Annotated in this window: 10 protein-coding genes and 1 tRNA gene; 3 read left to right on the top strand and 8 right to left on the bottom strand. The window is 65.3% G+C overall.

Annotated features, from left to right (window positions below):
* Nucleotides 1-54: 54 nt before the first annotated feature.
* The 7 genes from HBH25_RS00305 to HBH25_RS00275 form a co-directional block, all read right to left on the bottom strand.
* On the bottom strand, nucleotides 55-1,041 hold the full coding sequence (locus HBH25_RS00305; protein WP_168080366.1) for an ABC transporter substrate-binding protein: 987 nt from the start codon (nucleotides 1,039-1,041) through the stop codon (nucleotides 55-57).
* Nucleotides 986-1,873: a siderophore-iron reductase FhuF gene (gene fhuF, locus HBH25_RS00300; protein WP_168080364.1), complete on the bottom strand. Its 888-nt coding sequence runs from the start codon at nucleotides 1,871-1,873 to the stop codon at nucleotides 986-988. The genes HBH25_RS00305 and fhuF overlap by 56 nt, the downstream gene beginning before the upstream one ends.
* Entirely contained in the window at nucleotides 1,873-3,915 is a 2,043-nt protein-coding gene (locus HBH25_RS00295; RefSeq protein WP_168080362.1) for an iron ABC transporter permease, read from the bottom strand. The genes fhuF and HBH25_RS00295 overlap by 1 nt, the downstream gene beginning before the upstream one ends.
* Complete coding sequence (locus tag HBH25_RS00290; RefSeq protein ID WP_168080360.1) at nucleotides 3,891-4,688, bottom strand: ABC transporter ATP-binding protein; 798 nt, start codon at nucleotides 4,686-4,688, stop codon at nucleotides 3,891-3,893. Before HBH25_RS00290 ends, HBH25_RS00295 begins: the two co-directional genes overlap by 25 nt.
* On the bottom strand, nucleotides 4,682-6,859 hold the full coding sequence (locus HBH25_RS00285; protein ID WP_168080358.1) for a TonB-dependent siderophore receptor: 2,178 nt from the start codon (nucleotides 6,857-6,859) through the stop codon (nucleotides 4,682-4,684). Before HBH25_RS00285 ends, HBH25_RS00290 begins: the two co-directional genes overlap by 7 nt.
* Before the next feature lie 170 nt (nucleotides 6,860-7,029).
* A complete protein-coding gene (locus HBH25_RS00280) occupies nucleotides 7,030-14,922 on the bottom strand; it encodes a non-ribosomal peptide synthetase (protein WP_168080356.1) in 7,893 nt (2,630 codons plus the stop codon).
* Nucleotides 14,906-16,807: a non-ribosomal peptide synthetase gene (locus tag HBH25_RS00275; protein WP_168080354.1), complete on the bottom strand. Its 1,902-nt coding sequence runs from the start codon at nucleotides 16,805-16,807 to the stop codon at nucleotides 14,906-14,908. Before HBH25_RS00275 ends, HBH25_RS00280 begins: the two co-directional genes overlap by 17 nt.
* A 195-nt stretch (nucleotides 16,808-17,002) precedes the next feature.
* On the opposite strand from HBH25_RS00275, the gene HBH25_RS00270 reads away from it, so the two are divergent.
* Both HBH25_RS00270 and HBH25_RS00265 read left to right on the top strand, forming a co-directional pair.
* Entirely contained in the window at nucleotides 17,003-18,670 is a 1,668-nt protein-coding gene (locus tag HBH25_RS00270; protein WP_168080352.1) for a cyclic peptide export ABC transporter, read from the top strand.
* Nucleotides 18,671-18,892: 222 nt separating this feature from the next.
* Nucleotides 18,893-21,019, top strand: a complete 2,127-nt coding sequence (locus tag HBH25_RS00265; protein WP_168080350.1) for an ATP-binding protein — start codon at nucleotides 18,893-18,895, stop codon at nucleotides 21,017-21,019.
* A 76-nt stretch (nucleotides 21,020-21,095) separates the two neighbouring features.
* Here HBH25_RS00265 and HBH25_RS00260 read toward each other — a convergent pair.
* A tRNA-Ser gene (locus tag HBH25_RS00260) sits at nucleotides 21,096-21,186 on the bottom strand.
* A gap of 233 nt (nucleotides 21,187-21,419) precedes the next feature.
* On the opposite strand from HBH25_RS00260, the gene HBH25_RS00255 reads away from it, so the two are divergent.
* Nucleotides 21,420-22,091 carry a Bax inhibitor-1/YccA family protein gene (locus HBH25_RS00255; protein ID WP_168080348.1) on the top strand — a complete coding sequence of 224 codons (672 nt, stop codon included), beginning with the start codon at nucleotides 21,420-21,422 and terminating at the stop codon, nucleotides 22,089-22,091.
* The last annotated feature ends 3 nt before the right edge of the window (nucleotides 22,092-22,094 follow it).

Raw genomic sequence — 22,094 nt, 5'->3', positions numbered from 1 at the left:
GCTGTGTGGCGAGCGAGCGCGGTAAACCGCCCGCCCCTACAGGCCTCCACCGAACTATCGCAAGCCCGGTAACGCCTGCCCAACACGCCCGGCAAAGGTAGTCATGGCCGTGAGGCCACCGAAGGTCCAGGTATCCCGAGGTAGAAAGCCGACCCGGCCAGCCTTGACCGCAGGTACTTGCTGCCACAAACGCTGCTGGTACAGCGGCCGATCGGGGCGGTCGATCAGCAGCAGCAACCAGTCCGAATGGGCAAACAAGGCGTTCATGGACAGGCGCACGCCCATTTGCCGCTCGGAGGTGGTGGCCCAGGCGTTGCGCAGGCCGACCTTGTCCAGCAACGCACCCACGGAGCTGCGGCGGTCGAACCCCCAGAAGCTGCCGTCCTCGGTGAGCGGGTTGAGCAATGCGGTGGGGCGCTCGGCCAGTTGCAGGCGTTCCACTTGGGCACGTGTGCGGGCCAGGGCGTCGTCCAGGCGGCGGGCCAGCGCCTGGGCAGCGGCGCTGGCAGCCACATGGGTCGCCAAGTCATCGCAGACCGCACGCAGCCGCGTAAGGGCATCGCCCTGCCCCGGCACGGGCTCCAAGTCGTAGACGAGCGTGGGGGCGATGGTCGCCAATTGTTCAGCGATGCGGCTATGGCGTTGGGCATAACCAATGATCAGGTCCGGTTGCAGGGCGGCAATGGCCTCCAAGTCCGGTTGCTGGCGCGTACCCACAGAGGCCACCTGCTCCAGCCGTTGGGCCTCGATACCCACCCAGCGCCGATACACGTCAGGGTCGGCCACACCTACGGGCGTAAGGCCCAGGCTGAGTACCGCTTCGGTGAATACGAACTCCAGGCACACCACCCGCCGGGCCTGGGTGGGCAGGCTGAGCGAGCGCTGACCCAAGGGCGTGTGCAGGACCTTGGGCGCACCACCCCAGCACCCTGCCAACGGCAAGGCCAGGGCAGCACCAAGCAACAGCCGGCGGGTACGGTCCACCTCACGGCTCATGGTGCGGGCCCTCATGGTCATGGTCATGGTCATGGTCGTGGTCATGCTCGGCCAGCCGTTCGAAGTGGGCTTGGCGCTCGGCCATAGGCCGTTTTTTCAGCAAGGGGCAGGTGGTGCAGTATTTGAAATGGTCTTCGAAGGCATAACGCAGGCAGCAGTTGCGCCGTACCCGCAGGCGTTGAGGGGCCAGCGGATGCACGTCCTGGTGAAACAGAAACGCATTGCGGTACGGGTTGGGCGACCGCCCATCAAGGCTGAGCGGCGCTTCCAGCAGTTGCGCCCGTTCGGCCAGGGCCGCCTCGGCCAGGCTGGGCAGGTGCTCGGCCAGGGCCAGGAAGACCGTATCGATACGCGAGGCTATGTTCACCCAGAGGATGTCACGGCTCACGCCACTGGCTTGGTGAAGCCCCTCCACCATCGCTGGAAACACCTCCTCCAGTAACGCGCCGTAGCGGCTGCGCACATCGCTGGCCACCACCAGGGTAGGCGCCAGCAGCACCTGCTTGGGGTAACCCTGGGGATCGAAACGCAGGCTGGCCAGGGACAGGTTCGGTACAGCCCGCACCAGCAGCGCTGGCACGGCCACCAGGTACAACAACGTCCCGGCCAGGTAGATCGACCACTCGGACGCATAAGCCCGGCTGTGCAGGTTGCGGCCCGGAGGCGCTTGGGTAAACGCCGCTAGCGCCGCACCGGTGCTGACCGTGCGCTCGCCGGCCTGATGGTCCAGCTCGGCGCTGCGAGCCAGTTCCAGTGCCAAGGCCTGCGGGTCGAGCAACACCTGGCCGCCGACGCGTCGGCGGCCGTCGTCCTGGAAGGTGCAGTAGGCGCGCAGCTCGGCCAGGGCAGGCCGGGCCAGCAGGGTGGGAAAGTCCATCAGGGTGCCTTGCGCAGGTAACTGCGTGCCAGTAGCCAGAGAAAGTACGGCGCGCCGATGGCGGCGGTGATGATACCCAAGGGCAGGTCTCGGGGGGCGAAGGCCACGCGCCCGACACAATCGGCCAGGCCCAGCAGCAAGGCCCCGATCAGCATGGCCGCGCCTATCTGCTGCCGTTGCCCTTGCAGGCCCAGACGGCGAGCTGCGTGGGGCGCGATCAGCCCGGCAAATGCTACCGGCCCGGTGCCTGCCACGGCAGCAGCGGTCATCAGGCTGGCCACAGCCAACAGCGCCAACCGGGCTTGAGCCACGTTCAACCCGAGCGAGGCGGCGCTGGCATCGCCCAGGGCCAGCAGTTCCAGCCAGCGCCCAGCACGCCAGGCCAGGGGCAGGCTGACCACCGCCCAGGGCAGAATGGACAGCAGTGTGCCCCAGCCCTGCCCGTAAGTGCTGCCCACCATCCAGCTCAGCGCCTGGGTGATGTGCACATGGAATTGCAGCAGTACCAGGTTCAGCGCAGCGGCCAGCAACGCAGCACAGGCCAGGCCCGTGAGGGTGACCCGCATGGGCTCAAGCCCGCCGCGCCAGTTGAGGCCTACCACCACACCCAGTACGCCGGCCGAGGCTGCCCAGGCCAATGGCACCCCCCACCAGGCCATCAGGTCGCTGGCTGCCGGTACCCACAGCAGCATCAGCAACACCGCCAGGCTGGCAGCCGCCGTGCTGCCAAACATTTCCGGGCCTGCCAACGGGTTGCGGGTCATGCCCTGCAATAGCATGCCGCTGGCGGCCAGCAAGGCGCCCCCCAGCATGGCGATCAACACGCGAGGCAGGCGCAGGCCGAGCACCTGCAATGCCTGGGCGTCACCCTGCACACTGCCCTGCATCAAGGACAGCAATGTCGTGCCACTGGAGCCATGGCTGGCCGTGACCAGCACCACGGCCAGCAGCCCCGCGCCCAGGGCCAGAAACAAGCGGCTGGGCCGGGCATGGCGGCGCTGCACCTGCGCAGGGGCCATGGAGAGCCGTGCTGTAGTGGGTGCCAGGGTACGGCGCAAAATCAGTAGCAGCACTGGAGTACCAATCAACGCGGTCATGACGCCCAGGGGCAACAGGCCGTCATCTCCCGCAGCGATCACTACCGCATCGGCCACCAGCAGCAGTACAGCGCCCCATAGCCCGGACAAGGGAATCAAGCGGGACGGCCGGTGAACGCCTGAAAGGCGTAGCAGGTTGGGGGCGATCAGCCCAATAAAGCCCACCGGCCCGGCGCGGCCGATGGCCAGCGCGGTGAGCCAGGTGGCCAGCAGGACACAGGCGGCACGCACCACTGCCGGGCGCAGCCCCAGCAAGCTGGCCTGCTCGTCGCCCAGGCGAATGAGGTTCAGGCCCGGCACCAGCCACAGCACCAGCAGCACGGCGGGCAACGCCAGCAGCCAGGCCAGGGTGACGCCTTCAGTGCCCACCTGCTGCAACGAGCCAGTGCTCCATTGCACCAGGCTGACGGCTGAGTCGTCGCTGACGGTCAGCACCAGCATAAGTAACGCGTTCAGTGCCAGGGCGGTGGCAGCGCCGGCGAGGGTCATGCGCAGTGGTGAGGCTCGCCAGCCACCCGCGACGGCAAAGGTCAGGCCCGCCGCCAGCAAGCCCCCTACGAACAGCGTAGGGGCCAGGGGCAGGCTGCTCCAGATGAAGGTCGCCACCAGGCCCAGCTGGGCGCCGGTGGTCACGCCCAGCAAGTCGCTGGACGCCAGCGGGTTATGGGTGACCGTTTGCAGCAGGGCCCCGGCCAGCCCAAACGCCAACCCGGCCAGCAACCCAGCCAGGGCGCGCGGCAGGTGCAGGTCCGCCCACAGCAGCCAGGCGGGTGAATCAGGGGTAGCCAGCGTGCCAAACGGCGCACTGCCGAAGGCCCATATGCTGTTCCACAGCAACAGAGCCGGCAGGGCCAGCAGGCCCACTGCCAACCAGGCGCGGACCGGCGTGAAGCCAACCCGGCGAGTATCGACGCCCCGGTTCACAGCCGCATCCGGGGCAGGCACACCAGCTCGCCATCCGCGTCGATGCGGCGCATGGGGGTGTCGAATACCGGTTCCAGCACAGCAGGCTGCAGGATGGCCTCCGGTACACCGCGGGCCTGCAAGGCACCTGCCTTCATCAGGATCATGTCGTCGCTGAAAGCGGCCGCCTGGTTAAGGTCGTGCAGCACCCACACCACGGTCAGGCCGATGTCCTGCGCCAGGTCGCGGATCAACCGCAACACGTCCACCTGGTGGTGAATGTCCAGGAAGGTGGTGGGTTCGTCCAGCAGCAGCACCTTGGCCCCTTGGGCCAGGGCCATGGCGATAAAGGCGCGCTGGCGCTCTCCCCCTGACAACTGACTGAGGTCGCGCGTGCGCAGGCCCTGCAAATGTGTGCGCTCGATGGCGGCTTCGATGGCCGCGCGGTCTTCGGGGCCGGGCCGGGCCGCAATACCGGTATGGCAATAGCGCCCCGTGGCCACCAGCTCTTGCACCTGCATGCCCTCAGGCACCAAGGGGTTCTGGGCCAGCATGGCCAGGCGCCGCGCACGCTCGCGCGCCGCGAACGTGTGCAAGGGCTGGCCGTCCAGCCAAACCTCCCCGGCGGCGGGCTTGAGCAGCCCCCCAAGGGTACGCAGCAAGGTACTTTTGCCGCAGCCGTTAGGCCCGCACAGGGCCGTGATGGAGCCTGCCTGAAACGCCACGGACAGGTTGTGCAGCACCGGCCGCTGGCCCAGCTGAACGCTGAGCCCTTCTGCCTTCAATACCGGTGTGAGCGAGGTGGGGTTTACCACGAACGGGTAGCGGTCAACAGCAGCTCCTGGCGATCCCCGTACTGGCAACGGGTGGGGCTGCCGCAGCGGGCCACGAACTGCTTATCGAAGAGGTTGTTGGCCGACAGCACGAAGCGCCAGTCTGGGAGGGTGTAGTGAACGGCAGCGTCGACCACGGCAAAGGAATCCACGTTGAGGGTATTGGTGGCATTAGCATAACTGGCGCCTACATATTGCGCACCCGCACCGAAACCCAGGCCCGAGAGCGGGCCGTCATGCAGGGTGTAATCCAGCCACAGCGAACCCAGGTGGCGCGGCGTAGCTGCAGGGCGGTTGCCCACGGTGGCGTCCGCCGGCCCGCCCTTGGTCACTTCCACGTTCTGCAAGGTGTAGGCCGCCAGCAGCTTGAGGTTGCGGGTCAGTTCGGCCGTGGCTTCCAGCTCCACGCCGCGGCTGCGCACCTGGCCGTTCTGCACACTGCCGATGACGCTGGGGTCGGCGGCGTCGGTCAGGGCGTTGTCTTGACGCAGGTCGAAGGCAGCCGCCGAGAAGGTCGCATTCAGGCCGGGCGGTTGGTACTTGATACCGGCTTCCCACTGTTTGGACTTGAGCGGGACGAAAGCGCTGCCGTTGGCATCAGTGCCCAGCACCGGTTGGAAGGACGTGGAGTAGCTGACGTAAGGGGAGATGCCCGAATCGAACTGGTACATCAGCCCTACCCGGCCGCTGAACGCCTGGTCGCTGGTGTCGTGGCGGGTATCGTTGAGGTTGTCCTCGTTCGTGGTATCTACCCAGTCCTGGCGCCCGCTAACCACCAGCACCCACTTGTCCAGCTTCATCTGGTCTTGCAGGTACAGGCCGGTCTGGGTCTGCACCTGGTGGGTCTGGGTGTCGTTGTAGTCCGGCTTGCTGATACGGTCATGCAACGCAGTAGGGTTGTACAGGTCGAGGGCGTAGCCATAGTCGTAGCCCTCGCTGTCGTAGAAATTCTGGTTGGTGACGTTCAGCCCTACCAGCAGCGTATGGTCCACCTCGCCCGTGGCGAAGTGGCCTTCGACCTGGTTGTCGAAGTCGATATTGTTGAAGCTCGAACCCAGGTTCATGGCCGCACGCTGGATGGTCTGCTGGTCGGCGCTCAGCGCGTAGCCAAACAGCGCCTGGTTGTCCAGGTCCACATGGGAGTAGCGGAAGTTCTGCCGGAAGGACCAGTCTTCGTTGAAGTCGTGCTTGAGCAGGTAGGCCAGGGAATACTGGGTTTTGTCGTAGTTCTCGTAGCTGGGGTTGCTGGTGGCCAGGCTGGTAGGGATACGCTGGCCGCGGTCGGTACGGTGCACCGAGCCGTAGTACGGCAGGAAGTTGTTGGAGTCCATGGTGTTGTCACGCAAGTAGCTGGCCATCACCGTCAGGGACGTGGCCTCGCTCAGGCGCAGGGTCAGCGAGGGTGCCAGCAGCGTACGGGTGCCATGCACCGAGTCTACTTCGTTGCGGCTGGTGGTCTGCTGGGCGATCACCCGGTACAGCAGGTTATCGTTGTCGGCCACCGGCCCGGACAGGTCCACGCCCAACTGGTAGCGGTCATGGCTGCCGGCCTGGGCGTCAATCTGGCCGCGGGTGTAGTCCGTGGGCATCTTGGAGACCATGTTCACCACGCCGCCTGGCTCGCCCTGGCCGTACAGCACCGAGGCCGGCCCCTTAAGCACTTCGATACGCTCCAACTGGTACGGGTCTACACGGAACTGGTCCAGGGCACGGCCTGGCACCGCCGGCAGGCGGGTGCCGTCCAGGTAGAAGAAGTCGCTGCTGAACCCGCGAATCGTGAAGGCATCGTTGCGGGTATCGTTGCTGTAGGAGGTGTTGACCCCGGCGGTGTAGTGCAGGGCCTGGTTCAGGTCCACCACGTTGCGGTCATCAAGCTGCTCGCGGCCGATGACGGAGATGGATTGGGGGGTTTCCTTGATGGGGGTGTCGGTCTTGGTGGCGGCGCCAGCCTGGCGGGCTACGAAGCCAGGGACCGGGCCATCGGCGCGCTCCTGCACCTGCTGATCCTGGACGTTGATCATGGGAAGCGTCACGCCGCTGCTCTGGGCCTCGCCGTTTGCAGGCGGTACCGTGGCGGCCCACACGGGCGCAGCAGCACCCAGGCCTACCCCCATCATTACCGCCAGCGTGTTGCGTTGAAACCCTGCTTTCATGTCCCTCGTTCCCTCAATGTTCCAGGGCGCTCGACCGGCGCCTGAAGTAGTTCGACTGCGTGTTGCCGGCGCTGCTGAAAACGAGACCCCAAGGCAATGGCGGGGGATTTAAATACGAATTGTTATCAAGCGCAATAGAATTCATTCGCATCCCCCGTTTTGTATCGGCTTCACTCCAAGGCGAACGCGTCCAGCAGCGCGTCCATGGCGTCCAGGTCGGAAACCGCCTGTGCAAGCGTTTGCACATGGGCAGTGAACCCCCGCAGCGTGGGCGCTTCGAACACGGCCCTGAGGGCCACTTCCACGTCGAAGGCCTGCGCTACCGCCCCGATCAGCCGCGTGGCCAACAGCGAATGCCCGCCGAGCGCGAAGAAGTCATCGTCCGGGCCTACCTGGGTAACGCCTAGCAAAGGCGCCCACACCGCTACCATGCGCTGCTCCAAGGGCGTGAGCGGGGCCGACGGGGCTACCGGCTCAAGGGCGGGCTCTGGGAGTGCACGGCGGTCCAGCTTTCCGTTGGGCGTCAGGGGCATTTCGTTCAAGGCTTGGAGATGGGCCGGCTGCATGTAGCCCGGCAGCCGACTGGCCAGCAGGTTGAGCAGCGCCGGAATATCCAGCGTTACGCCCGCCCGCGGGCAGGCATAGGCCAGCAGGCGCACGCCCCCTGCCCCTTCTCGGGCCACCACAGCCGCCTGGCGCACTTCAGGGTGCTCGCACAGCACGGCTTCGATCTCGCCCAGTTCGATGCGGAACCCACGCACCTTGACCTGCTGGTCCAGGCGGCTGAGGTATTCCAGGGTTCCGTCGCTGCGCCAGCGCACCAGGTCACCACTGCGGTACATGCGGGCGCCCGGTGTGTGGCGTGCCGCGAAGGGGTCTGGCACGAAACGTTCTGCGCTTAACCCGGGCCGGCGGTGATAACCGCTCGCCAGGCCCGCGCCACCGATGTACAGCTCACCGGCCACATGGGTGGGCGATGGCTGCAGCGCGTCGTCCAGCACGTACAACGTGGTGTTACCAATGGGTCGGCCAATGGTCTGGTTGATGGGCGCCACCTGGGTGATGAGGGCCGCACTGGTCCAGACCGTGGCTTCGGTTGGCCCGTAGAGGTTCCACAGTTCGGCGCCGGGGTGAAGCAACGCCTTGGCCAGGTCCGCCGGCAGGGCTTCACCGCCGCAGAACATGCGCAGGCCTGGCTGAGGCTGCCAACCGGCCTCAAGCAACAGGCGCCAAGTGGCTGGTGTGGCCTGCATGACGTTGCTCGCCCCCGGCTGGGCCACGTCCAGGGCCGCCGAGAGGAAGGCTGCATCACGGGCTTCAAGGTGCCGTGCTATCACCACCTCAGCGCCTGCCACCAGCGGCAGCATCAGCTCCAGCACGGCAATGTCGAACGATAGGGACGTGACCGCAAGCAGGCGTTCGTGAGGGCGCAGGCCCGGTGACTGGCGCATGGCCTCGATAAAATTGGCCAGCGCGCCTTGGGTGACCACTACCCCCTTCGGCCGACCGGTAGACCCGGAGGTGTAGATCACATAAGCGGCCTGCTCAGGGTGCAGGGTGGCAGGCACGAAGGGCTGCACCGCTGCCATTGAGGCGCCTGGCGTGACCTGCGCGACCCCTGGCAACGCTGGCAGCCGGGCATGTCCTTCGGTGTCGGCGATCACGGCGCCCACGCCAGCATCCTCCAGCACGTAGGCAATCCGGTCCAGGGGGTACTCGGGGTCGATGGGCACGTAGGCGGCGCCCACCTGCCACACGGCGAGCATGGCCACCGGCAGTTCCACCCCTCGGGCCAGGGCAATGGCCACGCGGTCTTCGGCCCCAATGCCATGGGCTCGCAACTGCTCGGCCAGGCCGTGGCTGCGTTGCAGCAGCGTGGCGTAATCCAAGGCGGCGCCCGCGCAGCGCACGGCGGTAGCGGCAGGCGTATGCATGGCCTGGCGCGCTACCCGCAGCGCCACGTTTTCTGTAGGGCCAGCCAGCGCCGGGCCTTGGCTGTTGTGCTCGAACCGGGCCTGGCTGGCACGGTCCAGCAGGCTGATATCGCCCAGGCGTAGCGTGCTGTCATCGGTCAGCGCACCCAACACCTGGCGTACCTGGCTGGCCAGGTGCTCGACGCCGAAGGTCTCGAACAGCTGGGTATCGAACGCCAGGCGCAGGTTTAGCGCAGGTTGCAACGTGGCCACACAGGTCAACGGATACCCGGTGGTTTCAGCAATGGCCACGTCGCTGTAGTCCAGGGCCTGGGGGTCGGTTATGGCCCCTGCGGGCGCCGTGTCCAAGGGGTAGTTCTCGAACACCAGTAAGGTATCGAACAGCGGGCCACCGCCAGCGCGCAGCCGCTGCAAGGCGGAGAGTGGCACGTGCTCATGTTCACGCATGGCCAGGTGTTCAGCCTGCAACGCTTGCAACCAAGGGACCGGCGCCAAGGCGGGAGATGGCGCACTCACCAGCGGCAGCGTATTGATGAACAAGCCGACCATTTGCTGGGCGTCGGCCAGTGCAGCGGGCCGCCCGGCGACCGTAGTGCCCAGCATCACAGTCGCGTGCCCCGTACAGCGCTGCAACACTACCAGCAAGGCGCCTTGCACCAGCGTATTGAGGGTGAGCCGATGGTGTCGGGCAAAACGCTCAAGCCGTGCGGTTTCAGCACCGCCCCACTGGGCATCGATGAACCCATGGTGCGCTTCGCAAGCCTGTGCCGTAGCGGGGGCTGTAACGGGCACCGTAACGGGCGCCGGCAAGGCAGCTGCCAGCAAGGTGGGCTCGGCCGCGGCGTTTACACGCGGCTGCCAGAAGGCCTTGGCCTGGGGATCGATATCACCGTCCATGCCCCCCGGCTGGCTCAGCAGCCAGCCGATGTACGCCCGGTAGCGCGGCACGGCGGCCTGCAGGCCGGGTGCGTTGGGCGCCTGATAACGTTGAAGCACCTCGGCCAGCACGGCCGCGCTGCTCCAGCCGTCCAGCAGCAGGTGATGCCGGGTCCACAGGAAGCGGTAGCGGCCACCTGGCAGGCGCACCAGCGCTGCACGCATCAAAGGGGGGCGGGTCAGGTCGAACGGCGTCAGCCGTTGCTGACGGGCCAACGCCTCCAGCCGTTCATCAACGGCCTGAACCGTGCTCAGGTCGTGCTGTTCGATGGCCAGGTGTGCCCGGCGGTCCACCCATTGCAAGGGCGCCTCGCCCGCTGCACTGGCCACAATGGCCGTACGCAGCACCGGGTGGCGTGCGACCGTGGCGGACCAGGCCGCCGTAAAGCGAGGCACATCCAGCTGATGAAGGGTCAGGGCCAGCTGGTTCAGGTAGCGACCTTGCTCGGGCGCATAACGCGCTTCGAACAGCATGCCGCGCTGCATCGGCGACAAGGGGTACAGGTCCTCCAAGCGCGCCGGGGCGATGTCCAGCGCCGCCAGTTGGGGCGCGCTCAAGTGGGCCAGGGGGAAGTCCAGCGGCGCCAAGGTCGCGAAGGCCGTGGGTGTACAGAGCGCGATCAGGCGCTCCACTGCCTGTTCGAAGGTTTGGGCCAGCCCTTGTACACGGGCTGCCGAACACTGATGGGGATCAAACCCCCATGCCAGGTGTAGCTGCCCCCTTTGCACGTGGGCGTCGAAGGCCAGCGTGTGGGTAGGCGGTGCCTGGGGGTCTCGTTCGGCGCCCCGCGGGCCGTCGCTCAGGGCAAACAAGGCTTCCTGTGAGAAGCCAGCATCCAGCACACCGAGGTAATTGAAGCGCAGGTTCGGCGCGGCGATCTGGCCCAAGGCGGCCTGTTGCTCTGCCGTGCCTAGCTCGCGCAGCAGCCCGTAGCTGACGCCCTGGTCGGGCACCGCCAGGCGCTGCTGGCGGTTGGCATCCAGCACGCGCCCCAGGTCGGGGCCCGCCTCTACGGCTACCGGATAGAGGCTGGTGAACCACCCTACGCTGGTGGCCAGGTCACTGTCATCGCCGGCCAGCGGGTCACGGCCATGGCCTTCCATGTCCACCCACAGGCGCGCCTGAACAACGCCTTCCACCTGGGCGAGCGCCTGGGCAAAGGCGGTGAGCAACAGGTCGTCGATGTGCAAGCGTCGCTGGGTACCTGTCAGGGCCAGCAAGGCCTCGGTAACGCTGCGGCTCAGCTGGCTGTGCCAGTGGCCAGTGCCGCTGTGTGAAGGTGCTGCGGTGCTCGCCAGGCCAGCCAGGGGCCAAGGCTGCAGCCCTTGGGTGTGTGCTTGCCAGGCCGTTAACGAATCGGCCAGCGCGCCTGTGGCCAACGCCTGCTGCCAGCGCCCGGCCCAGGCCTGGGCGCTCGGGCCAGGTGCAGCCAGCGGCACAGGTTCGTTGGCCGCCAGGTGCTGGCACTGCTGCTGTAATTCGTCAATCAGCACGCGCCAGCTCATACCATCCACGGCCACGTGGTGGATCACCAGCAGCAGCTGCGGACCATCGGCCAGGGATGGCGCGTACAGGGCCTTCACCAGTTGGCCAGCGGCCAGGTCCAGGCTGCGCTGAGCCTGTTCACAGGCGTCCGCGAACGCCTGTGTGTCAGTGACCGGCACGACCTGCAACAGGTCGGCGGGTGCAGCGTCACACACCGCCAGGCCCGTGGCCGTGGTGTGCAGGCGCAAGCTGGGGTGTCGGGCCACCAGGGTGTTCAGCGCAGTGCGCAGGTGCTCAGCCGGAATCGGCTGCTGGCAGGTGAGCAACACGGACTGGTTCCAGTGGGCCGGGTGCGCCAGGCCCAGGCGCAGGAAGCGCGCCTGGGCAGGCGTGGCGGCATGCACAGGCGCGGCTGACGGCGTGGGTGCAGCTTTCAAGGGCTTGGCCACTTGGGCCAGCTGGGCCAGGGTGGCTTGCTCGAACACCTGCCGTGGGGTGAGCTTGTACCCGGCACGGCGGGCGCGGCCAATGATCTGCAGGCTGAGGATAGAGTCGCCACCCAGGTCAAAGAAGTTGGCATGGCGACCAATGTGCTCCTGACACAACACCTGCTGCCAGATGTCGGCCAGCAGGCACTCCACGTCGCCCTGGGGCGGTTCATCGCTGGCTTGGGGAACCACGGGCTTGGCCGCCGGCAGCTGTTGCCGGTCGAGTTTGCCATTGGCGGTCAGCGGCAGGTTGGCCAGCTGCACGACCTGAGCCGGCACCATGTAATCGGGTACGTGCTCGGCCAGCCAGGCCCGCAAGCCGGCCGTGTCGGCCACCGGTGTACGGCACACCACATAGGCCAGCAGTTGGGTAGCGCCATCCTCGCGCAAGGCCGCGATCACTTCGGCTTGGGCGACCTCGGGGTGCTGGCGCAGCAGCGCGCTTACTTCGCGCGGCTCTACGCGGTAGCCACGGATTTTTACCTGCTCGTCCATGCGCCCGAGGAACTGCACCGTACCATCGGTGTTCCAGCGGCCTCGGTCGCCGCTGCGGTACAGCCGCTGGCCGGGCAGGTGGGGGTCTGGCACAAAGCGTTCGGCCGTCAGCCCAGGCCGGTCGAGGTACCCCCGCGCCACCCCAGGGCCGCCCAGGTACAGTTCACCGGCCACCCCGGCCGGAACCGCGCGCAACTGCTCGTCCAGTACCTGTACACGGGCATTGGGCAAGGGCAGGCCCAGCGGAATGTCAGCGCCCTGCCCGCTTACCTGGCAGGCCAGCACGCCGACCGTGGTTTCCGTTGGGCCATAGTGGTTAAACACCTTGCATTCGGGTGCAAGCTCCATGACCTCGGCAGCCAGGGCCGGCGACAGGGCTTCGCCGCCCGTCACCAAGGCATACCGGGGCAGCACTGCCTCGGGCGCCTCCCCCTGGAGCATGGCCGCCAGGTGGCTAGGCACCATTTTCAGCACGTCGATACAGTGGCGCTGCATGAAGTCGCCCAACCGCGAGGCGTCGAATGCACAGTCTGGGCCGGGCAGGTACAACGATGCGCCGCTACCCAATGCCCCAAACAGCACCGTGTGGCCCAGGTCTGCTGCCACGGTGGACACAAGCGCCATGCGCAGCGCGGGTCGCCAGCCGAACTGCTCGATGATGCCTTGGGTGTAGTCGGCCAGGGCCAGGTGGCTGACCACCACGGCTTTGGGCTTGCCGGTGGAGCCGGAGGTGTAGATCAGGTAGGCCGCCTGGTCCGGGAACACCGGCGTTGGGGACAGCGCGACATCGACTGCGTCCACGCCTGCCAGAGGTTGCGTCACGCTACCGGTGAGCGTGGTCACCTCCCAGCCCGCTGCTTGTAAGGCGTTGACACCTGCGCCATGGCCCAGGGCGATCACGGCGCCACAATCCTGCCGTACTTCTGCCAAGCGTGCAGCCGGCGTGGCGGGATCGAGCGGCACATAGGCTGCACCGGCCTTGAGTACCCCCAGCAAGCCCATGACAAAAGCGGGTGACGATGGCGCGCACAAGGCCACACGGGTTTCGGCACCTGCGCCGAGGCTGCGCAGGTGCGCGGCAATGCGTTCGCTGGCCTGGTCCAGTTCCTGCCGGTTCACCGCACCGCCTGTGTCGCTGAACACGGCCAGTGCGGTAGGGTCGGTGGTCACATGTTGGTGCCACAGGCTCAGCAGGGTGTGGTGCGGCCATGAGCGGGCCACCCCACAGGCGGCTGGGCGGGCGCCGGGCAAGGTCAGCTCGGCAACGGGCTGGTGGGGGGCACGAACGGCTTGCTCGGCGAAGGCGGCGAAGGTGGTGGATACCCGCTCGATGGTCTGCCGCTCGAACAAGGCCGTGGCGTAGGTAAACACCGCCTCGATGCCCTCAGGCCAGTCGGTGACGTCCAGGCCCAAGTCAAAGCGGGTGGCCGCATCATCCAGGGCCAGCGGGGTAACGCGCAGGCCGCTGGCAAGGGTTTGGGTGAGCAAGGGCATCTGCTGCGTGAACTTGACCTGGAACAACGGGTTGGCGGCCAGGCTACGCTCAGGTTCAAGCGCCTCGACCAATTGCTCGAACGGCACGTCCTGGTGAGCGTGGGCGCCCAGCATGGCCTGTTCCAAGGCGCCGAGCACCTCGGAGAACGTTGCCGTGGGCGCGGCTTTGGCGCGAATCACCAGGGTATTGACGAAAAAGCCCACCACGGGCGCGACTTCCTCACGCGCCCGGTTGGCACTGGGCACCCCAATGCGCACATCTGGGTTACCGCCCAACCGGGCCAAGGTGCAATGCAGCACCGCCAGCAACAGGTTGAACAGGCTGGTGCTACGGGACCGGGCCAGCGCCCGCAAGCCTTGAGACACCTCTGGGGACAGGGACAGCCGCAGGCGCTCGCCGGCAAAGCTCTGGGCAGCGGTACGGGTATGGTCCGTGGGCAGGGCAAGGCTGGCCTGTACGCCAGAGGGGCTTTTATCGCTACCCAGTTGCTGACGCCAGTAGGTGAGTTGTTCCTGGAACAGGCCGGTGGCGGCCAGGTCGCGTTGCCAGGCGGCATAGTCGTGATAGCCGATCACCAGCGGTTTGAGCGGCTGTTCCGGCTCAGGTCCGCGGGATGTCGCCTCGTAGTGGGCGCAGAGCTCGCGCAGCAGCAACTCGCCCGACCAGCCATCGGAAATCAAGTGGTGCTGGGTGAGCGCGAGCCAGTGGTGGGTGGTGTCCAGGGCGATCAAATGCAAGCGAATCAAGGGCGCCGTGGCCAGGTCGAACGGGCGGTTGGCTTGCTGCTGCGCCAAGGCCAAGGCGGCCGTTTCGCGGGTAGCCGCCGGCTGGCCAGTGAAGTCGGCAAAAGCCATGGGCACGCTGGCCAAGTCAGCCACAGCCTGCCAGGGCACGCCCTGCTCGTCTTCGCCAAAGTGGGAACGCAGGGCAGGATGGCGCGCCACTAAGGCATCAAGGCTGGCCTGGAGGCGCGCCCGGTCCAGTGTCCCTTCCAGCCGGAGCAGGCCGCTGATGTGCAGGGCGGCCTCGGCACCGCCCAGGCGTGACACGAACCAGAGCCGTTGCTGCTGGAACGACAGGGGCCAGCGCTCACGCCCAGGGGCCGGGACAATGGGCAGGCGGCTGAAGTCCACGCCCTGGCTGGCCAGGGTAGGCAGCAGGCCCGCCTTGGTGGTTTCAGGAAGGGCCGCCAGCCGGCGGGCCAGGGCGACTTTATCGGGCGACGACATCGGTGTGCTCCTCTGCCAGGTCCAGCATGGCTTCAAGACGGCTCAAGGCCTGGGCTTCATCGTGCTCGGCGGCCTGTGCATCGCGCTCGATCAGCTCAGCCAGGTCGGCCAGGCGCGGGGCTTCAAACAGCAGTGCCAGGCGAAAATCGGGGTGCAGGCGCTCGCGCACCTGGGCTTGAACGCTGGCCGCAATCAGCGAGTTGCCACCCAATTCGAAAAAGTGGTCGTCCAGCCCCACGTCGATCACGTGCAGTTGCGCTTCCCAAATGGCGGCCAGTGCCTGTGCCACGTGCCCTTCGGGCGCTCGCCAGGCTGGGCGGTGCCCACGTGGGGCCGTCAGTTGCCCGCGGTCGAGCTTGCCAGTGGGCAAGCGCGGCAGCGCCTCAAGGGCCACCAGGTGCGCGGGCACCATATGGGCCGGCAGCCGTTGCTCCAGTGCTTGGCGCAGGGCATCGATGCGGTCATGGCCGCCTTCGGCACTGAAGAAGCCCACCAGCTGAGGCCCTGCTTGGGTCTGGCATAGCACCACGGCGGCTTCACGCACCCCTGGGCAGTCCAGCAGGCAGCGTTCGATTTCCCCTGGTTCGATACGCAGGCCGCGCAGCTTGAGCTGGTCATCGGTGCGGCCCAGGTAAGCGTAAGCGCCGTCGCTCAGCCGCCGTACCCGGTCACCCGTGTGGTAGCGCCGGGCGCCGGGCAGCCCGTCTGGGTCTGGAAGGAAACGCTCGGCGGTGAGCGCCGGCCGGCGATGGTAGCCCCGCGCCAGCCCGTAGCCACCGATGAGCAGTTCACCCTCGTCAGCAGGCCCGTCCGCATCCAGCGTCTGCAGTGCCACATGGCGCGCGCCGACCGGCGTACCGATCGGCAGCCAGGCCAGGTCGCCCAGTTCGGTAGGGTCGTCGCTGGTCCAGAGCAACGGCGTGATGACGGTTTCGGTAGGGCCATAGCCGTTGACCAGGCGCTGTGGCGCCAGTGCGTCCTGGATCACGGCACAGGCCTGGCGAGACATGGCCTCACCACCGGTGGTCCAGGAGCGCACCCCTGGGAGGCGTACCTGGTGGTCAGCGCACCAGTGGGCCAGCGTGCGCAGGTAGGCCGGCGGGAACGCCGCGATGGTGACGGCTTCGCGCTGCAGGGTGGCCACCGTCTGCTCCGGGTCCCAGAGGGCGTCGCCGGTGACCACGATGGCCGCGCCAGCGATCAAAGGCGCCAACCAGCCTTCATGGGCGCCGTCGAAATTCACCGAGGCGAAGTGCAGTACCACATCACCTTCCCGTACGCCGTAGCGTTCCACGATGGCTTGGCAATGCATGGCCAGCGGCCCATGCTCCACGGCAACGCCCTTGGGTGCACCCGTGGAACCAGAGGTGTAGATTAGGTAGGCCAACTGCTGAGGGTGCACGGCGGCCGGTGCCAGGGGTTTGGCGGAAGCCGCCATGGCCTGGCCCATCACTATTACGTGGGCGGGATCGAAACCTTCCAGCGGTTCGACGCCCTGCCCCATCAGCCAGACCGCAATGCCGGCATCCTCGACCATGTAGCGCAAGCGCTCCACCGGGTAGGTACGGTCCAGCGGCACGAAAGCAGCGCCCGCCTTGAGCACGGCCAGCAGCGCCACGAATAGGTCGGTGGAGCGCGCCACGCTGACCCCGACCAGGGTTTCAGGGCCGGCGCCTCGTCGCTGAAGGTCTGCGGCCAGTTCGCAGGCCGCCTGGTCCAGCTCGGCAAATGTCAGCCGGGTACTGCCGTCACTGATGGCCAGCGCCTGGGGGTGGGCCTTGGCGCGTTGCTGAATAAGGCCGTGGACAGGCAAGCTGGCGTGGTCGGCACCCGAGAACGCGGCGGTCGAGGATGCGGCGAAGGGGTGCATGTGGTGTGTGGCCATAGTGATCCGGCCCCCGGCCGGCAAGAAAGCGGGATATGCCAAGGGGACGATTTGCAGGCCAAAAATTTAAGGGTACCGGGCAGTTTTTTCGGAGAGGGTTTCCCTGTTTGTTTTTTTCGTGCCTGATTCGTCATTACAGATAGCCCGCCGCACCGCCCTGCGGCCCTTATCCTTTTTCATGCCGATAGGTACGTCATGCACTCGACCCACACCCCGCCCCGGCGCGTTCTGGCCACCCTTCTGGGCCAAGTACGCGGCCCCTTGGCCATGGCCACCGTTGCCAGCATCCTTAGTGGCCTGGCCGGGGTCGCCCTTGTCGCCCTGCTCAACGCCGCCCTGAATGCTGCTCCCGAACAACTGCCCGGGCTGGGCTGGCAATTCCTGGGCCTGTGCCTGGCCGCCTTATGCCTGCGCCTGGTGGCCAGTTCGATCTTTATCAAGCTGACCCAAGCCACCCTGGCGAACTTGCGCCGGCACCTGGCACGCAAGATTCGGGGCGCGCCCTACCGGCAGCTGGAAAGCATAGGTGCAGCGCGCCTGCAGTCACTGGCCAGCGACGACGCCACCTTGGTGGCTACGCTCTTTGCCAGCCTGCCCTTGATCGCCATGAACGGTGCCATTGTGGCAGGTAGCCTGATCTACCTGGGCATGCTGTCCTTTACCACCCTGCTGTTCGTGGCCGTGGCACTGGGCCTGGGCTCCCTGGCGTTTCACTTGGCCCATGGGCGGGCGATGGTTCACCTGCGCGCCGCCGGCCGCCAGCAGGATGCTGCCTTGGGCAATTTCAGCGCGCTGATCGCCGGGGCCAAGGAACTGAAGCTGAACCGTGCCCGCGGCGATGATTTTGTCGACCAGGTGCTGAGCCCTACCCTGGACTCGGTTCGCAGCATTCGCGTGCGCGGCATGATGATCTACACCGGCGCCAGCAATTTCGGCCTGTTCCTGCTGTACGTGATCATTGGCGTGACCACCTTCTTCTTCACCCGTTATGCCGGGCTGGATGCACACATCAGCTCAGGCTTTGTGGTGGTGTTTCTCTACCTGATGGTGCCGCTGGACAGCCTGCTCAATAACCTGCCCCAGGTTCAGTTGGCCCGGGTGGCGCTGGAACGTATCGAAACCGCCGTGGCGTCCATGGCCAACGACGAAACCCCCAGTGATGGCCCAGCACCCGCCAGCTTCAAGCGGATCGACATTACGGGCCTGCGTCATCGCTACTACCATGAGCGCAGCGAGGGGCTGTTTCACCTAGGGCCGATGAACCTGGCCTTTGTGCCCGGTGAACTGGTATTCCTGGTGGGCGGCAACGGCAGCGGCAAAACCACCCTGGCCAAGTTGCTAACCGGGCTGTACGTGGCCGAAGAAGGTGAAGTGCGCCTGAATGGGGTAGCGGTCGATGCCACCAACCGCGATGCCTACCGCCAGCACTTCAGTGCGATTTTCTCGGACTTCCACCTGTTCGACTCGCTGGCCGGGTTGCCGGCTGCAGGCTTGGACCAGTTGGGGAACGAGCTGCTGAAAAAACTGCAGCTGGACCACAAGGTGCAGGTGGTGGACGGGGCGTTCTCCACCCGCGACCTGTCTCAGGGCCAGCGCAAGCGGCTAGCGCTGGTAGTGGCCTACCTGGAGGATCGCCCCTTCTACCTGTTCGACGAATGGGCTGCGGACCAGGACCCCACCTTCAAGGAGGTGTTCTACCAGACCTTGCTGCCTGAACTGCGCGCCCGTGGCAAAACGGTGTTGGCCATCAGCCATGATGATCGTTATTTCCACCTCGCGGATCGGCTGATCAAACTCGAGGACGGGCAGCTGGTAGCGGATGAGACGGTGCAGGGTGTGATGCGTGAGGGCGGCATGGCCTGAGGGGCAGCTAAAAACCTCGGCAGGCGCCTAGAACGACGTGAGCGACTGTTTACGCAGGCTGGCGCCTACCCCCACAGGGCTAGCCCCTAATCACGGCACAGGAACCATTTGTTCAGAAGAGGCTTCAAAATCGGTGTACCGCATGGGTTAAGCTACCTGGTGCGCCTGCCAAGTGTGAGCGCTAACGGCCCTGGCAAGGAAGACCACATAGGCATAGGCTAGATGCAGACACTTGAAGACCCTCACTTCAAAGAAGGTTCCGGCCACCCTGATGAGCCTTACGATCACTATGCCCCTCGCAGCTACAACGTTCAGGTAGTTGCCTGGCTTCTAGCGGCCATACCCATAGCGATTGGCTTTATCACCTGGGTTGAGTGCGCAGCCTCTGTGCATATTCTTGACCAGATAGTGCCGGGCTCGACACGCATGTCGCCGCTTACGGCGCTGGCCCTGATCATCACGGCGCTAGCCCCTCTGCTGTATCCGCGGCGCCGGTTGTGCTGGTTACTTGTAGCGCTTGGATTGACGATAGCCCTATGTGCCTTGTCCTCTCATTTGTTGGTAGGCGAGGACCGGATCAGCCCTGCCCTGGCTAACGTGATGTTAGCCAGCTCCCACGTCCCTATTGGGCGAATGTCGCCGGCTACGGCGACCTGCCTTCTGCTGCTGTCACTGGCGTCTGGCGCTCGGCTCTGCCAGCGACCAAAACCCTGCGACATGCTGGCCACTGCGGCGTTCAGCCTGGCGGGTATTGGCCTGCTGGGGTACGTATATGGTGTAAGAGACCTCTACACGATCCCTATTTTCAGCTTGATGGCGTTCCATACGGCATTGGCCCTGCTTTGCCTGTCCGTATCGATCATGTTGCATCAGGTGAACAAGGGCTGGTTCAGGATTGTCACCTTGAACAACCGAGCGGGCTCAACAACCCGGCGCCAACTGGCCTTGACTGCGGTGTTACCGATCATTGGCTGGTTGCTGCTATGGGCGGTGAACAGTGGCGCCGTGAGCCCTTCTGCTGCCCTCACCTTAGTGGTAGCTACCGTATTTCTGCCGCTAACTGTGCTCATCATAAAGGACGGCCGCGCCAACGATCGCCTCGACCGCCAACGCCATAAACAGCAAAGGCTCGAAGGGACGATCAGGCGGCGCCTGGAACTTGAGCTGGCAGAGAAGCGCGCAGCACTGGAGCAGGAGTCTGCCCAACGCCTAGCTGCCGAACAGGCCATGAACCAGGCCAAACGCCTCGAAGCCATAGGGCAATTGACGGGCGGCATCGCACACGACTTCAACAACCTGCTGATGGGCATCTCCGGCAACCTCGAACTCTTGGAACGCCACGCGGGAGAGGATCAGAAAGCCCTCAAGCATCTACATCGAGCCGCTCTGGCGACTGATAAGGGCATTCGCCTGACCAGCCAGCTTCTCGCGTTCTCCCGTACCCAGCGGCTTAACCTTGTGGCCGTTGAACTCAAGGACAGCATCGCGGCGGCCTTCCATCTGGTGTCTAACGCGCTGGGCCCTGGCATCACCATTGACATGCGGCCACCAGATGAAAACCTGCGGGTTCAAACCGACCCATTGCAACTGGAAATGGCCATCTTGAACCTGGCCTTGAATGCCCGGGACGCCATGCCTGATGGGGGATGCTTCGCTGTCACCTGCACAGCGTCACCTGATACGGCGGGGCTGGTTTCCATCACCGTTAGCGATACCGGTACGGGCATGTCGCCCGAGGTGCTGGCCAAGGCCTGTGAACCGTTCTTCACCACCAAACAACAAGGCCAAGGCACTGGCCTGGGGTTGGCACAGGTGTACGGCCTGTGCGGCCAATGCGGGGGCGAATTGCGTATCAGCAGTACGCTGGGCAAAGGCACTACGTTCGAATTGCGGCTACCTGCTGCCAGCACAGCACCTATCACCCAGCAGGCCCCGGTTAGGCCGACGCTTACGGTTCAAGGCGTGATAACCCGCCCGATTCTGGTGGTAGATGACGATGACATGGTGCGTGCCGTGGTAGCCGATGACTTGCGCGCGCGGGGTTATGACGTACTGGAAGCCAGTGACGGCACCGATGCCCTGGCCAAGATGGAGGCCACAGGCTGCGCCGCCGCCGTGATAGATTTCCTGATGCCAGGCCTAAACGGTGCAGAGGTGGCCAAGGCCGCCAGAGGCATTCAGCCTGACCTGCCGATCGTATTTATCAGCGGATACTCCGACACCCTGCAGCTTGAGGCTATTGACCGTGCGGTACTGGTACGAAAACCCTTCGAACTGGACGAATTGAACGCTACGCTCCACCGCTTGCTGATGAATGAGGCAGTTGGGGACGGCGTGACGGTAGGTTAAAGCCAGACGTGAAGCCTACGGGAGATACCTGTAGGCCTGAACACATGCCTCGGCAATGCCCAAGCACGTAAAAAGATGGCGGGAAACCAGGGATTCGAACCCTGGAGACGCTATTAACGTCCGCCGGTTTTCAAGACCGGTGCATTCAACCACTCTGCCAATTTCCCGTAGGCGCCCGGGCATTCCGACGTTCGGTCCATGTTGGCTGACCGGCGTATGCCCTGTGGTGCGGGCGCCATAATACCCGAATGAAACAACCTGTCAAACTCTGTCGCTGGTGTTGACGCGCAGCTTTGGTATGCTCATTTGCGACTAGAAATTTCAGGGGCGGATATGGCGCTTGCCCCCGGGCCGAAAGGCCTGTTCAATCGCCTCATTCACGACCTAAAGGAGTTTCGCCATGCGCGAACAGGATTACGCCCTTCGACAAGGCGCACAAGGTACTCAGCTGGAAGTCAGCCGAGTGCTCCGCAATACCTATGGCCTGCTGGCACTTACCCTGGCGTTCAGCGCCCTCATGGCCTTCGTGGCACAGCAGATGAACGTCCGTTACCCCAATGTGTTCGTGGTGCTGATCGGCTTCTATGGCCTGTTCTTCCTCACCAACAAGCTGCAGGACTCGGTATGGGGCATCGTGTCCACCTTCGCCCTCACCGGCTTCATGGGCTTTATCCTTGGGCCGATCCTCAATCGTTACCTGGGCATGGCAGGCGGTGCTGAAATCGTCAGTTCGGCGTTCGCCATGACGGCACTGGTGTTCGGTGGCCTGTCAGCCTACGTGCTGATCTCCCGCAAGGACATGTCGTTCCTGTCGGGCTTCATCACCGCCGGCTTCTTCGTGCTGCTGGGCGCTACTGTCGCCGGCCTGTTCTTCAACATCAGCGGCCTGCACTTGGCGATCAGCGCTGGTTTCGTGCTGTTCTCCTCGGTCTGCATCCTGTTCCAGACCAGTGCGATCATCCATGGTGGCGAGCGTAACTACATCATGGCGACCGTTAGCCTGTATGTATCGATCTACAACCTGTTCGTAAGCCTGCTGCAGCTGTTTGGCCTGATGGGCCGCGACGACTGATTC

It is taken from the genome of Pseudomonas quercus (assembly GCF_012033695.1).
In the GTDB taxonomy this organism is placed as follows: Bacteria; Pseudomonadota; Gammaproteobacteria; order Pseudomonadales; family Pseudomonadaceae; genus Aquipseudomonas; species Aquipseudomonas quercus.
The sequence above is the reverse complement of the archived record's forward strand: the minus strand, read 5'-3'. Positions and strand labels throughout refer to the sequence as shown.